A 14,302-nucleotide genomic window follows, 5' to 3' on the forward strand; every position below is an offset into this window, starting at 1 on the left:
ATGTCGCAATACATAAGGGATCGAAAAGAGTTTTATTTGAAATATCCAAATTTTTGGTCGGATTTATATGAATGTGAGTATAGTTTGTTTCATGTTTTTTCTATAACAAATCAGACTTTGGAACAATTACAATTGGCGACTGAACGAATGGGAAAAATATTTTTTAAGACTGCTAGACTTTTGCGTAATTTAAGTGACGAACAGCTTCTTGAGCTTGGTTTTCCTCCTGTGAGCTTATCTTTCATTAGAATGAAAGGGCTTTATCCTGAATCTGTAATTTCGCGATTTGATTTTGCTGTAACAGAGGATAACCAAATCAAAATGCTTGAGTTTAATAGTGATACACCAACTTTTATTGTGGAATGTTTTCAAATGAATGGGAAAGTATGTGAAAATCTAGGTTATGATGATCCAAACTCGGATCAAGAACGATTACTATCTTCTGGTGTTACGAAAGCTGTAATGGAAGCGACAAAGGGATTAGACAATCCAAATGTTGTTTTTACAGCACATCATGAACATATTGAGGATTGGAATACGACTATGTATTTGAGTCAGTTATGCCATGTTGAAAATAAAGTAGTGCCAATGTCAGAACTTAGAATTACAAAAGATGCTCTAATCGATAAAGATGGGGCGAAGATTGACGTTTTATATCGCCAAACATATCCGATAGAAGATTTAATTGAGGATCAAGATTCTGAAACAGGAGATTTGGTAGGTGTGGAACTGCTGCAACTTGTAAAAGCCGGAAAGCTTTTTATAATAAATCCTTTGTCAGCATTTTTACTTCAGCCAAAATCAATTCAGTGTCTTATTTGGGGGTTAGCAGAAGAAGAGGCCTTTTATACAAACGAGGAACAACAGTGGATTAAAGAATATATGTTACCTACATATTTAGAACCAGATTTATTTTTAGGAAAAGGTTCTTTCGTTCAAAAACCTTCATTTGGTAGAGAAGGAGATACAATTACGATTCGCGATAAGGATGAAAATATTATGCTTCAAAATGCACATCAAACATATAAAACGTCACTGCCAATATTTCAAAAGTATACAGAACTTCCAGTCGTATTCTTGGAAACAGAAAAAGGGATGGAGAAACTGTCGTATGTGTTTGGTTCTTTTTTAATTGCTGGAAAAGCGAGTAGTATCGGTATTCGCGCGGGAGAAAAGATTACAGGAAATGAATCGTACTATTTACCGGTAGGTATAAAAAGGAGGAGGAAAAATGATTAATTTTTTATTATATTTAGCAGTAACACTCGGACTTTTATGTATTGGTCTGTTCTTGATGGAAGTGACAACGAAAGTTAAGGAATTTAAGTTAATGGCTCAAGGGAATAAGGCGGTAAGCTATGTGCTTGGAGGACGATTACTTGGGTTAGCTATTGTTTTATATTCGACAGCAGCTAATTCAATTTCACTTCTTGATATGATTTCGTGGGGGGCAATTGGGATTTTGGCTCAAATTATTGTCTTTTATTTAGCTGAGTGGCTTACACCACGCTTTAATATAAACAAAAGTCTCGAAGAAGATAATCAAGCAGTCGGTCTTTTTCTTATGTTTTTATCGCTTTCAATTGGGATTGTAATTGCTGGTTGTATAACTTATTAAAAACTTTACGTTTAAACGTAAAGTTTTTTATTTTATCCCGCTATTTACAGGACAGCCCGATTGGTGAGGGCTAATAAACAGTGGGGATAAACACCCCCCCACTGATTAAAGTTTCACTTTATATATGTTAGTTTGCCATACCTTTTGAAAAAATTGTAGGCTACGGTTGACATCTATTTTAAATAAGAGTAACATTTTCAATGTAATGAAAATAAGTCTCTGTTAGGTGAGGCTCCTGTATAGAGAAATGCTACTGCCCAAAAATGTCGAGAGACGCCAATGGGTCAACAGGAATGATCGAATTAAGGTTTTTCTTAACGTAGCTGGTAATGTACCTATGCTATACAGTGCTAAAACTCGGTGAGGGAGAGGTCCGTAGATTTCTAATCATATTAGAAATCGTTTATTTGTGTATGTAATGGCCGCTACTCTCTTAAGGGTAGGGGTCTTTTTTGTTACCAAGCTATGAGTAATTTCATAGTATAAACTATAAAATTAAACGAGGAGGTGAGGAGCATGTCAAATTCTGACTCGGTTCCGTTACCCATATACTTCAAATCAAAAATATATGATGTAGGCAGGAAACGATTTGTTCCTCCCTCTATATTTATCACGATGTAGCGTTTATAAAGCGCGAGACACTTTCACAGTAAAGTGGATAAATTGAGAAACAAAGCGTTTCTTCCTATGTTGTAAAGGAGGAGACGATAATATGTTATATGCAAACAAAACTGTGGGTAACACGTCATATAAACTAAGTAAAAAATCAATAAAAGAACAAACAATGCTCCAAAAAAATAAAGATTTATTAATTGAAATTGCAACAAGAGATGTCAAATCTGTATTTGCATATTTTAAAACAACAAGAGACGGACTATCAATGAAAGAGGCACAAAAACGTATTCAAGTATATGGCCGAAATGAACTAACTTCCAAAAGAGCACTTCTTACAGAAGTCATGATGAAGCTTGGTGGCATGATTCCAGGTTTTTCAAAACAACGTGTGTGTGATGAATTACAACGTGAAACGATTACTGTATCTAGAGTAGAATGTTCTAGTAGTACAGGGCTAAATAGTGAACTGAAAATGATGGAGATACCAGTGCGAGAACTTGTACCTGGAGATATGATTTTTCTTTCGGCTGGAGATGCTGTGCCAGCTGATGTACGTATTATTTATGCAGATGACTTATTAGTGAATGAGTCTGTGTTAACGGGAAACGAAGCGAATATAGAGAAGTTTGAGAGCTGCTATCACCTTGAACGTAAACGATTTATTCCATTAAAACGGATGAAAGATTATAATCCACTTGAGCTTGAAAATGTATGTTTTAAAGGTTCGTATATCGTTAGTGGAAATGCAAAAGCTGTCGTTGTTTCTACTGGGAAAAATACGTATTCAGGCATATTGCATACTTGTTGTAGTAGAACGTCTTAATGTGTTAATGATGCTAAATATACAAAAACAATGTATAATAGACAAAGTTGAGCAAAAACGTAGAATGGTAATCTATTTATATAACCTTACGTGATAACGTAAGGTTATTATTTTTTTAATAGGAGAGGAATTATGAAAAAAGTATTATTAGTTGATGGTATGGCACTATTATTTCGTGCTTTTTACGCAACAAGTGTCTACGGACAATTTATGAAACGACAAGATGGAACCCCTACCAACGGAATTCATGGTTATATGAAACACTTATTAACAGCTACGCAAGCGATCGAACCAACACATATCGTTACATGCTGGGATATGGGAAGTACGACATTTAGAACAGAATCGTTCTCGAATTATAAAGCAAATCGTGCAGCGCCACCAGAAGAATTAATTCCTCAATTCGATTTAGTGCAAGAAATGACTGCGAAATTATCCATTCCAGTTATCGGTATGAAAGGCTACGAAGCGGATGATTGTATCGGTACGCTTGCAAAACAATACTGCAATGAAGCTGAAGTTTATATTTTAACAGGTGATACAGATTTACTTCAACTTGTTGATAAGAACGTTACAGTTATGCTTCTGCGTAAAGGAATTGGAAATTACGAATATTACACACCGGAGAAAATCATGGAAGAAAAAGGTGTAGAGCCGTGGCAAATCGTCCATGCAAAAGCTTTCATGGGAGATACAAGTGATAATTATCCAGGTGTAAAAGGTATCGGTGAAAAAACAGCGTATAAGCTTATTCAAGAGCACGGAACAGTATCCGCTGTACTAGAAAATGTAGAATCATTAACAAAAGCGCAGCGTACGAAGATTGAAAGTGATTTAGAGAACTTAAATATTTCGTTACAATTAGCCCAAATTCACTGTGAAGTTCCAATTTCATGTTCACTAGAAGAAGGATTACACACAATGGATGCAGAAAAAATTAGATTTGTTTGTGAAGAAATGAATTGGGGAAGACCTGAAATATTAATAAATATGCTATAAATAGCTTGGAAAGAGGGATGTTGCATAAGTCGAACTTTGACTTGGTAACACCTTCTTTTTGTTTTTGTAAACAGTATTATAGTAAATAAAATTATGTCGAACTCAATTTTAAATATATAAATGTTTCGACAAAATATAATGAAGTAAATTAATTTCAATATAGTTTTAGATAGTCTCTTTTTGCGTGTTCACAAAGTTGTCAGAAAATAAATAGAATTTTCATATGAAGTTCAAATAGAATTCACAACAATCAATTATTATAAGAACACACAGATAATTCTTTATCTTTTATATAAACCATCCCCCAAGGAGGACAATGAAAATGAGAAAAAAAGTGAGAAAATCTTTTAAACAATTATTAATTGAAAATAAACAATCACTATTAAATAATAAAGAAAATATGAAAGAAATTGAAGAGAGAATTGAGAAACGACATGTAGCATATAGTGGTGCCAGTAATTAAATAAAATAAAAAAGATAGCCTATGTAGGCTATCTTTTTTATTTTATATTGAAAAAACGCTATTCAGCTCTTTAATTTTGTAAATATGCAAGATATTTTTATAGTGTTTTTCTATCAATATTACTCATTTTTCGAGGTTGAAATTGGTATATACCAATTTTTAGGATTCGCTATTCATAATATTACAAAAAATGTTACAATACACTCAAATTTATACTATAAAATCATTTTAATATGAAAAATTGGAATGAAAAGAAAGGAGAGGAATATGAATAAAGATGTCGCTTTGAAATGATTATTATCATTTCATTAGGAGTTGATGTAAAAAGATGAAGAGATACGAGGAATTGGATTCTATAAGAGGGATTTCTTCATTAATAGTAATGATCGGTCATCATTTAATGATTTTTTTAGCATTTCAAAATTACAGTTATGGAGATAATAAACCATTTGTTGTGTACCTATTAAAAGAAACGCCTGCTCGTCTTATTTTTAGTAGTGGTAACGAATCTGTTATTATCTTTTTTGTTTTGAGCGGATTTGTTTTGTACGAATCTATTCAAAAAAACTATAGTAGTTATGGGGCATACCTTTTAAAACGTATATGCAGAATATATATTCCCTATATTGTAGCACTAATTATAGCTATTATATGCCAGGCTACAATTAGTGAATATGGTATTTCTTATTTAAGTGAATGGTTTAATCGCTCATGGACGATTGAAAGCTCTTCAAGCTTAATAGCGCAACATATTTTATTGGTTGGGAAATACAATACAGATGCATATAACGGTGTGATTTGGTCACTTGTCCATGAAATGCGAATATCAATAATTTTTCCGTTAATTTTGATGATTTGTTTACGAAAAACGTTGAGGTGTTCATTACTATTATTGTTTAGTTTAAGTATATGTTCTGTTGTAATATTATTTTTGTTTCGTTCGGGCTTAACATTGACAAGCTATGCATTAACAGTGCATTACACGGTGCTGTTTTTACTAGGAGCACTAGTTGCGAAGTATAAAAACAATTTAATAGTTTTTTATAGTAATTGTACTAAAAACACGAAAATTGCATGGTTTTTATTTGCGATTTTACTTTTTATGTATGAAGGACTTATTGGAGAAATTAAAGTGCTCAATAATTTTATATTTCGAGACTACGTAGTGGCGATAAGTGCAAGTCTATTTGTCATATTAAGTTTGTCAATATCAACTTTGTCGTCCTTGCTACGTAATAAATACTTGTTATATTTGGGGAAGATTTCTTACAGTCTTTATTTATACCATATTATATCGTTGTTCTCCCTTATATACATGCTCCATGAAATATTACCATTGCCTATTATTTTAATTTTTTCACTTGTTTTTTCGTTTATACTTGCAATACTTTCGTATGTATATGTAGAAAAGTTTGCATTCAGAGTCGGAAACTATGTAACAAAACAAGTGGACAGAAAGAAGAGAGAGTTATCTGTAAAGAGTGACTTGCAGGATGTTATTCAGAAAAGGGCGGTGAAATAATTGAAGCAAGAAATGAGTATAAAAGATTTTCAACAATTATTGAAAAGAAGATTCGTAACGATTATTTTAACGATGTGTTGTTTAACCGCTTCTTTAGTTCTTATCTCAATGTATGTTCTAAAGCCGTCATATCAATATTCAACGCAAATTCTTGTTGGGAATTTAGATGAGTTTAATAAGGAAAATTCAACAAATAAAACACAAGAAAATAAGCAACTAGTAACATCGTATGTTGATATTTTAAAAAGCCCATTAATTATTTCAACAGTCAAAAAAACTTTGAAATTAGAGCAATCAAGTCATGAATTAGCACAAAAAATCTCGGTTGTGAATACGGATAACTCACAAATTGTAACTGTTACAGTAAAAGATTCCAATCCGAAAGTCGTGAAAGACATTGTAAAGACATTGGCAGAGCAATCACAACAAAGTTTTCAACAGTACACAAATGTACAAGGTGTGAAAGTGTTGACGGATCCTGAGTTACAGGAACAGGCTGAAAAATTGTTTCCAAAATTTCAACTAATCATTCCTATTTCTTTAATTGTTAGTTTTTTTGTTGGGGTAGGTTTAGCTGTATTTCGAGATTATTTTGATGAACGTATATACACGGAACAAGATTTAGAGAAAATAACAACAGTCTCTGTTATTGGTCACATAAATATGAAACCGAATAGAAAAAAGAAACCTACAGAGGTTGATAAACAATCATCTATATATCGAGGTGAACATGTTGATGTTTAGGACAAAGAAACAGCTGCCATTCGATCTGCATGATGATCTGATGAAAGAACAGTTTTATACGGTGTATCACGAGCTAAAAAAATCTGGAAAACAACTGTTCACAGTTAGTTCAACGAAGGACAGAGGGGTTGTTGCCTCGCTTATAGTAAATATGGGTCTAGTGTTTGCGGAAATGAAGAAAAAGGTGTTACTTATTGATGTGAATTTTTCTGATCCTAAATTACATGTATTATTACAAAGTGATCACATGATAACAGTAAACGATATAATAAGCTCTTCCCCCTGCAATTATGAATCTTTTTCTAGTAATTTGTCTAAATACTTATATTGTATTCCTGCAAAAAAAACAGTACACACAGGGACCCCCTTAGTTGCTATGGATGAATTTGATAATGCGATTGCTAAGTGGAAAGAAGATTTTGATTACATTTTCTTTTATTCTTCTGAAGTATTTGATCTTCCTGCTACGCACATTATTGCAGGGAAATGCGATGGAGTGGTCTTAGCAGTTAAAAAGCGAAAAGATTCACTACGTACAGTGCAAAAAGTAATAGCGGATATAAAGAGGAAAGAATGTGAATTAATAGGTATAATTTTATATTCTTGAATGTGGGGGTAACGATCCATGATTCGTGAAACAAATCAAGCCAAGTTGTATACGATTCCGGCTCAAGAAAAGCCTAGTATATTGAATCGAAGTGTAAAACGCTTGTTTGATATTATATTTTCAATCATATTGTTACTATTAACAATACCAATTATGTTGTTCTTTTGTATTATGATTACTTTAGAAACATCAGGTGCTCCATTTTACTTTCAAGAACGTTTAGGTATAAACGGGAAGAAGTTTAATGTATTTAAATTAAGGTCGATGGTAAAGGATGCTGAAATGAACGGACCACAATGGGCAAAAGAACATGATCAAAGAATTACAAAAGTTGGATTGTTTATAAGAAAAACGAGAATTGATGAATTACCGCAACTTTTAAATATTTTAAGAGGAGATATGTCTTTTGTAGGCCCTAGACCAGAGAGAGAGTTTTTTTATAATGAGTTTGATGCGTATATTCCAGAGTTTAAGGAACGTTTAATAGTAAAACCAGGATTAACAGGATGGGCACAAATAAATGGAGGGTATAATCTTGATCCAAAGGAAAAGTTGAGGCTGGATATGGAGTATATTGAAATGAAAACATTTCGGATGGACATCCGTATTTTATGTAAAACCGTTTTAATTGTATTGAATGGTAATGGTGCAAGATAAATATATATGTAAACAAACAACATATGTAAGTAGGTTACTTGCAAAGGAGAACTGGTATGGGTAGATCTATTCTAAACAATATTATCCATCTATTTTATAGTACGATTTTAGCTAACCTTCTTCAGGCCGTCAGTTTAATTGTTTTAGCAAACTTTTTTAACACACAACATTATGGGATGTTTAGTGTTGCCATAGCAGTGACGTTTGTTATGTTATTTTTTACAGACTTAGGACTTAGTAATACGTTTCTTCGAGAAGGGGCAAAGGATGGAGCAGATTTAGAGCAGATTTTATCATCGTATATAAAAATAAGGATGATTCTACTTATTTTTATTTCTATCATCGGTTATATTGCTATTCATTATATGTATGCGGATAAAAATTTAATTTATATGATGATAAACGTAATGTTTTTCATGTTAATAGGATTAACTTGGCAAAACATAGGGGTTGCCTATTTTCAACTGACGGAACGAATGAAGTATATAGCGCTCATAAAAGTTGTATCAGCATCAGTTGTCATTATAATTACATGTTTTTGTATTTTCGGAGAGTTACCGGTGTATGTAACAGCTCGCTTATATGCTTTTGGGTATATGATCGGTGGTGTATTCAGTATATATATCATGAGAAGAAAGACAAAAATGAATATGAAAGTCGTAATTCATAAAGCGTTATTTTGGCAATTAACTCCCTTTATTATTAGCGGTTTTTTAATAATGAGTACGCCACAATTAGCGCCTATCTTGCTTAACTATACATTGCCATTAAGTATGGTAGGTGTTTTTGCAGTGGCGTACCGGATGCCGGCAGCTTTATATCAAGTACCAGGGGTAATTGCAGGTGCATTTTTTCCAGTGCTCTTTAAGCATTATAACCAGAATAATTTAGAAGCGCATACGAAATTAAATTTGCTTCAAATTAAATCAATGGCGATTGTAGGAATATGTATGACGATTGGTTTATATCATTTAGCACCATACTTTATTTCTATATTTTTTCATGAAGAATGGAGCAATGCAGTAGAACCACTCCAAATATTATCATTTCTTATTGTGCTACAAAGTTTAAATATTGCCATTGCTGACGGTTTAACGACGAGTGGATGCCAAAATAAGAGAACTGTTGTGCAGTGTGTAGCATTGGTGATAGGTGGGGTTATGCTTTATAGCTTTAGTAGTCTTGGTGGAGTGATAGGAGCGGCATACGCTATGGTTTTATTTGAAATTGTCGCTTTAGTGGGATATATAGCGGTAAGTGTAGTGAAGAAAAAAATTGTATTCCAAATTGTAATGCCGTATACAATTTATTTTGGTGTAACCTTTATTGGAGTGCAATATATATTGCATACATATCATTTAATTGCGCTTGTTCTTAATATACTAATTGTAGTAGCTGCCATATTCCTATATGATTATGAGCTAAAAAAACTTCTTCTTTCTTTTATAAGAAAAATACGCAAAAAGGATTATATTACGAAACAGGGGATATAGCCTATGGAAAATAGTATGAAAGTATCGATGGGATGGATTATTCTTCTAATATTATTTGTTATGTTAAGTAAATACAATTTATATATTGGATTTTCATTGAAAATATATATGATTTTTTTAGTCATATATTTTTGTTTAACAATTAAAAACTTTCATATTCAAAAGTTATATTTTCATGAAGTTATATTTTTACTGTTTTATTTCATTTATTGTTTAAGTGGAATTCTTTCTATGTATTTAAATGCTAGTATTCGTATGATTTTTGGCGTGCTACTCGTTTTAGGATGCTATTTTATAATGAGGAATTTATTGGGGAATACTGAAATAGTGGTACTTGAATCATCTATTGCTTATGTAGGAGTAGTATTTAATATTGTAAGTCTAATACTCTATATAATCGGTTTACAATACTTTAGTTTATACGGTGGAGAAGAGAGAGAAATTTTTGCTGGTTTATTAGTTGATAGAGGATATCCACGGTTAATTGGATTGCTAGATGATCCTAACATTTTTATTTTCTATAATACAATATTTTTTATGTACTATATGACTAATTTACAAAATATCACTAACATCCTAGGGTTAATTTTATGTGTTACGACGAGTCTATTAACCTTTTCAAGGGGTGGTATATTAGCGCTTGTGCTTGTCGTTTTTGTATATATATGTATGTCTAGTTTCGCTAAAAAAATAAAAATAATTATGAGTTTAGTATTGTTTAGTGTAGTTATTTTTAGTTTATCGAATAGTGTAATGGGGGGGCAATTAGATGACATATTAAATAAACGAATCTCTGATTTTTCCCATGATAATGGAAGTGGTAGATTTACATTATGGGAAGCTGCTTTTAAATATTATTTATCCAATGCATATATCGGAATCGGTGCTTTTAACTTTTCGAATTATTATGAGTATCAATTTAATGAAAAATTGTATGTACACAATACATTTTTAGAAATTTTGTCTGAATCGGGTACAATTGGTTTTCTTCTATATAGCGCGTTTTTATTCATATTAATATTCAAGCTAGCGCAGCATACTTTGTTTCGTGAAAAACCATACCTTCTATTGACTATGATTGCATTTTTATTTCAGATGATGTCATTGTCACTCATTATTAACGAAGCGTTCTTTTTATTTTTAGCAGTTGTTGTGAAGTATATTTCAATATATGAAGGAAGGGGAAAGATAGATGGTAAAATGTCTATCAGCACATAACGAGCCGCCTTATGTTTCTGTAATAACACCTTCTTATAATAGTATACGATTTATAGGTGAGACAATTTTATCTGTACAGAATCAATCGTATGAAAACTGGGAAATGATTATCGTTGATGACGGTTCAACCGACCAATCTGCGGAAAAAATTAAAGAGATAATAGAAGGAGACTCACGAATTAGATTATTATCATTAAAAGAAAATGTTGGTGCTGCTAAAGCTCGGAATTTAGCGATCCAAGAGGCAAGAGGAAGGTATATTGCCTTTTTAGATAGTGATGATATATGGTTGCCGCATAAATTGAAGACACAATTGTTATTTATGGAAGAAATGAATATTGCTTTTTCATATGCGTCGTATAGTTTAATTGATGAAAATGGTAATGAACTAAATTGCGAAGTGAGTGTACCAAAATCTGTTGACTATCATTATTTAGTAGGAAATACAATTATCGGGTGTTTAACAGTGATGATTGATCGTGAAAAAATTCCGTATGTAGAAATGCCTAGTATACAGCCGGAAGATACAGCGTTATGGCTGAACTTATTACATAAAGGGTATGAAGCAAAAGGGATACAGCAAGTGTTAGCAAAATATAGAATTGTTACAAATTCTGTTTCTAGAAATAAAATTAGAGCAGCTTTCCGGTATTGGAAATTGTTAAGGGAACAAGAAAGACTGAATTCGGTACAAATTTTTTACTATTTCAGCAAGTATGCTTATCATGCTTATAAAAAAAATAAAATCAATGTAGTTGGGAAGACGCAATTATGAATATACTGTTGATGACAGATAAATTGATAACTGGCGGAGCCGAGAGCTATTTCTGTAAATTGGAAAGTAATTTGCGTTATGAGGATTTTAAGATTTATACAGCTGCAGGTGATGGAGAACTATATGAATCTCTTACTAGAAAAGAAAATTTCATCTTACTTAGTCGATGGAATCATTTGAGGAATATTTATTATTTACGAAACGAAATTTGTAAACGAAAGATAGAACTTATTCATGCAAATAGTTTGCGAATGGTATTATATGCTTTGCTACTTCAAAAGTTTATTAAAAAAAAGATGAAAATTGTTTATACGAAACATAATGTAACGATATTAGAAAAGAAAATGCCAACGCTTTTTCGTTATTTCATGAATAAATATGTAAACAATATTATTACAGTAAGTGAGTTTGAAAAGAATAATTTAATTTCAATTCATGTAGCAGAAGAAAAAATAAATACAATTTATAACGGTGTCGATATTGAAAAGTTTTTATTCCAGCAGAAAAAGAAAGAATCTACATATAAAATAGGGATATTAGCTAGATTATCCAAAGAGAAAAACCATCTACTATTTGTCAAAATTGCAAATGTGTTGAAAAAGAGAAATGATTTTATGTTTTATATTGCTGGTGATGGACCAGAGAAAGAACCGATTATGAAAGAAATAGAAAAATATGGATTGCAACAGAGTGTAAAGATGCTAGGAAATATTTCTGAGCCGCATGAGTTTATAGGGAATATGGATGCCTTACTTTTATTATCTTTTCGTGAAGTGTTTCCAATGGTAGTAATTGAAGCAATGGCTACAGGGACACCAATAGTTTCAATAGATGTTGGTGGAATACATGAAGCAGTAATAGATGGAGAATCAGGTGTTTTGATATCTGAATATTGCGAATATGAATTCGCGAGTGCGCTTGAGGAACTACAAGGGAATGAAGAAAAGGTAATTGCTATTAGACTAAAAGCACGAGAGAAAGCAATGATGTATTTCTCGTTAACTAAAATGATAGAGGAAACGAAAAATATATATGAATTAAACAAATGACCGGGTAGGTCGTTTGTTTTTTTTATTATAGAAACTTTTAAGAGACAACTCACATATTATATGAAAAAGGTAATATGAGGAGTGAATTTATTTTGTCACAATATATTTCTTCCCAAGAAGATTGTGTGCCAGAAAGTAGCGTTCACATTAATTGTTTTGGCGCAGTTCCAAACTCGGGAAATGATAGCTCATTAGCAATTCAGCAAGCTATTGATTATTGTGTAGCGAATCGAATTTCGACGGTTAGAATTACCGGGGTAAATACGTACAAAATTGTAAAGCCGATTGTTATTAAATCAAACGTAAGATTAGAGTTAGATCCTACCGTAACGCTGCAAATTGATGGAGATTTTAATGCATTTGAGCTACAAAGTAACGCTTCGATAGTTGGTGGTACTCTTCAAGTTATAAATCCATTGTTTCAATCTGTTGTTATTTATGTTTCTGGTTCACAACAAATCGAAGTACCTAATCAATCTGTTATATCAAATATAAATATAGTAAATGCAACCCCATCGTATAAAGGAAAAGCTATACATTTTTATTGTCAAAAGGCATGGGATTTTATTAGTTTCTTTCAAGTTAAATTTATTCAAATTAAAAACTTTCAAACTGCAATACATTTGAAGACAGAATATATAAATGATATCAATACACCTTGTTGGATTAACGCCAATGTATTTCAATCTATATTTATTGATGGATGTGTGTATGGGATTGAAGTAGATGGAAATAGTGATTTACCAAATGAAAGTTCAGGAAATACGTTTCATGATATTCAAGTACAATGTAGACAACAAACGAAAAAAGTAATTCGTTGCTCAGGTGCGTATAATACATTTGATTGTATGATCTGGGATACGTACCGGATGAGTAGTGAACAAATTGTCATTGAATTTTCTTCTAATTCTCATCGTAACTACCTTTTTTCAAATCTGCTTTCGACAACTATTGTAGATAAAGGGCAATATAATGTTTGTAAGTCTACCTATGAAGAATCTCTTCGAATTCAGTTACCGATTACGTTAAATAAACCTCACTTAATAGGCAATCAAGATGATATATTAGTAAATGCTCAGCAAAAGTATATTGTTAAGCAAGTAAGTGGGAAAGTACCGTACGGTGGAAATCTAGCAAATTGCTTTAATTTAATAGATGAACAAAGTGTAAACTATATTGACGTTCTAGATAGTAATCCAGTTGTTATTGAACTGGATTTTACGAAAAAACCAATACAAATGTTAAATTGTTTCGGAATGTATTTTGGATGGGGAGAGAGTCCAAAAAAAATTAAAATTGAATATGCATTAAGCGCAACTGGAAATTGGGTTATCGCATCGGATGTTCCATTAAATGTAGGCGATACAATTATATCGAATATGAAGGCGAATCAACTATATAAAGTAAGAATTACATTAAGTGGTTATTCTCAAGATCATAAGCGTTTTCGAATTAATCGTATCTTTGCAAGATCTTCTCTGGAAAACGGGAATGCTTGGTTAGCGACAACTGGTGGCAGAATGTTTGGAGATATTGAAATAGAGGCAAGTAAAGGTATAATCATGAAGACTGCTAGTGGAGCGAAATGGAAAGTTACTATTAATGAAGCTGGTCAACTTATTACGACTAAAATAACTTGAGAGGGTGTTTAAGTGTATATTCTTAGACAAGTTACAACGTAGTGGGATATAGGTAATGAAAAAGAGATTGTAATTTGGT

At 32.1% G+C, this 14,302-nt stretch carries 14 protein-coding genes and 1 riboswitch; all 14 genes read left to right on the top strand.

Annotated features, from left to right (window positions below; all coding sequences use genetic code 11):
• Nucleotides 1–1,239: a glutathionylspermidine synthase family protein gene (locus ACTFRH_RS04340; RefSeq protein WP_000084945.1), complete on the top strand. Its 1,239-nt coding sequence runs from the start codon at nucleotides 1–3 to the stop codon at nucleotides 1,237–1,239.
• Entirely contained in the window at nucleotides 1,232–1,618 is a 387-nt protein-coding gene (locus tag ACTFRH_RS04345; RefSeq protein WP_000606856.1) for a DUF350 domain-containing protein, read from the top strand. The genes ACTFRH_RS04340 and ACTFRH_RS04345 overlap by 8 nt, the downstream gene beginning before the upstream one ends.
• Nucleotides 1,619–1,829: 211 nt before the next feature.
• Nucleotides 1,830–1,995, top strand: a riboswitch (M-box (ykoK) riboswitch).
• 335 nt (nucleotides 1,996–2,330) lie between these two features.
• The gene (locus ACTFRH_RS04350) at nucleotides 2,331–3,056 is read left to right on the top strand and encodes a P-type ATPase (protein ID WP_000964954.1); all 726 of its coding nucleotides are present in this window, start codon (nucleotides 2,331–2,333) and stop codon (nucleotides 3,054–3,056) included.
• Between the two features lie 132 nt (nucleotides 3,057–3,188).
• Nucleotides 3,189–4,055 carry a 5'-3' exonuclease gene (locus ACTFRH_RS04355; RefSeq protein ID WP_000757070.1) on the top strand — a complete coding sequence of 289 codons (867 nt, stop codon included), beginning with the start codon at nucleotides 3,189–3,191 and terminating at the stop codon, nucleotides 4,053–4,055.
• A 322-nt stretch (nucleotides 4,056–4,377) separates the two neighbouring features.
• Nucleotides 4,378–4,518, top strand: coding sequence for an FbpB family small basic protein (locus ACTFRH_RS04360; RefSeq protein ID WP_001228048.1), 141 nt, complete (start codon nucleotides 4,378–4,380; stop codon nucleotides 4,516–4,518).
• 328 nt (nucleotides 4,519–4,846) lie between these two features.
• Nucleotides 4,847–6,040 (top strand): acyltransferase family protein, encoded by a 1,194-nt coding sequence (locus ACTFRH_RS04365; protein ID WP_000833038.1) that lies wholly within the window; start codon nucleotides 4,847–4,849, stop codon nucleotides 6,038–6,040.
• Nucleotides 6,041–6,784, top strand: coding sequence for a YveK family protein (locus tag ACTFRH_RS04370; RefSeq protein WP_000807051.1), 744 nt, complete (start codon nucleotides 6,041–6,043; stop codon nucleotides 6,782–6,784).
• A complete protein-coding gene (locus tag ACTFRH_RS04375; protein WP_002163913.1) occupies nucleotides 6,771–7,391 on the top strand; it encodes a CpsD/CapB family tyrosine-protein kinase in 621 nt (206 codons plus the stop codon). Before ACTFRH_RS04370 ends, ACTFRH_RS04375 begins: the two co-directional genes overlap by 14 nt.
• A gap of 18 nt (nucleotides 7,392–7,409) precedes the next feature.
• Complete coding sequence (locus ACTFRH_RS04380; protein ID WP_000617641.1) at nucleotides 7,410–8,048, top strand: sugar transferase; 639 nt, start codon at nucleotides 7,410–7,412, stop codon at nucleotides 8,046–8,048.
• 56 nt (nucleotides 8,049–8,104) lie between these two features.
• Nucleotides 8,105–9,541, top strand: a complete 1,437-nt coding sequence (locus ACTFRH_RS04385) for an oligosaccharide flippase family protein (RefSeq protein ID WP_000533737.1) — start codon at nucleotides 8,105–8,107, stop codon at nucleotides 9,539–9,541.
• A 3-nt stretch (nucleotides 9,542–9,544) separates the two neighbouring features.
• Nucleotides 9,545–10,759, top strand: coding sequence for an O-antigen ligase family protein (locus ACTFRH_RS04390; RefSeq protein ID WP_000431762.1), 1,215 nt, complete (start codon nucleotides 9,545–9,547; stop codon nucleotides 10,757–10,759).
• Nucleotides 10,734–11,534 (top strand): glycosyltransferase family 2 protein, encoded by an 801-nt coding sequence (locus ACTFRH_RS04395; protein ID WP_000237678.1) that lies wholly within the window; start codon nucleotides 10,734–10,736, stop codon nucleotides 11,532–11,534. The genes ACTFRH_RS04390 and ACTFRH_RS04395 overlap by 26 nt, the downstream gene beginning before the upstream one ends.
• Nucleotides 11,531–12,583, top strand: a complete 1,053-nt coding sequence (locus tag ACTFRH_RS04400) for a glycosyltransferase family 4 protein (protein ID WP_001023712.1) — start codon at nucleotides 11,531–11,533, stop codon at nucleotides 12,581–12,583. The genes ACTFRH_RS04395 and ACTFRH_RS04400 overlap by 4 nt, the downstream gene beginning before the upstream one ends.
• Nucleotides 12,584–12,675: 92 nt before the next feature.
• A complete protein-coding gene (locus tag ACTFRH_RS04405; RefSeq protein WP_000084976.1) occupies nucleotides 12,676–14,223 on the top strand; it encodes a hypothetical protein in 1,548 nt (515 codons plus the stop codon).
• The last annotated feature ends 79 nt before the right edge of the window (nucleotides 14,224–14,302 follow it).

The sequence above is a fragment of the Bacillus cereus group sp. MYBK216-1 genome, assembly GCF_051916495.1.
Lineage (GTDB): Bacteria > Bacillota > Bacilli > Bacillales > Bacillaceae_G > Bacillus_A > Bacillus_A thuringiensis_K.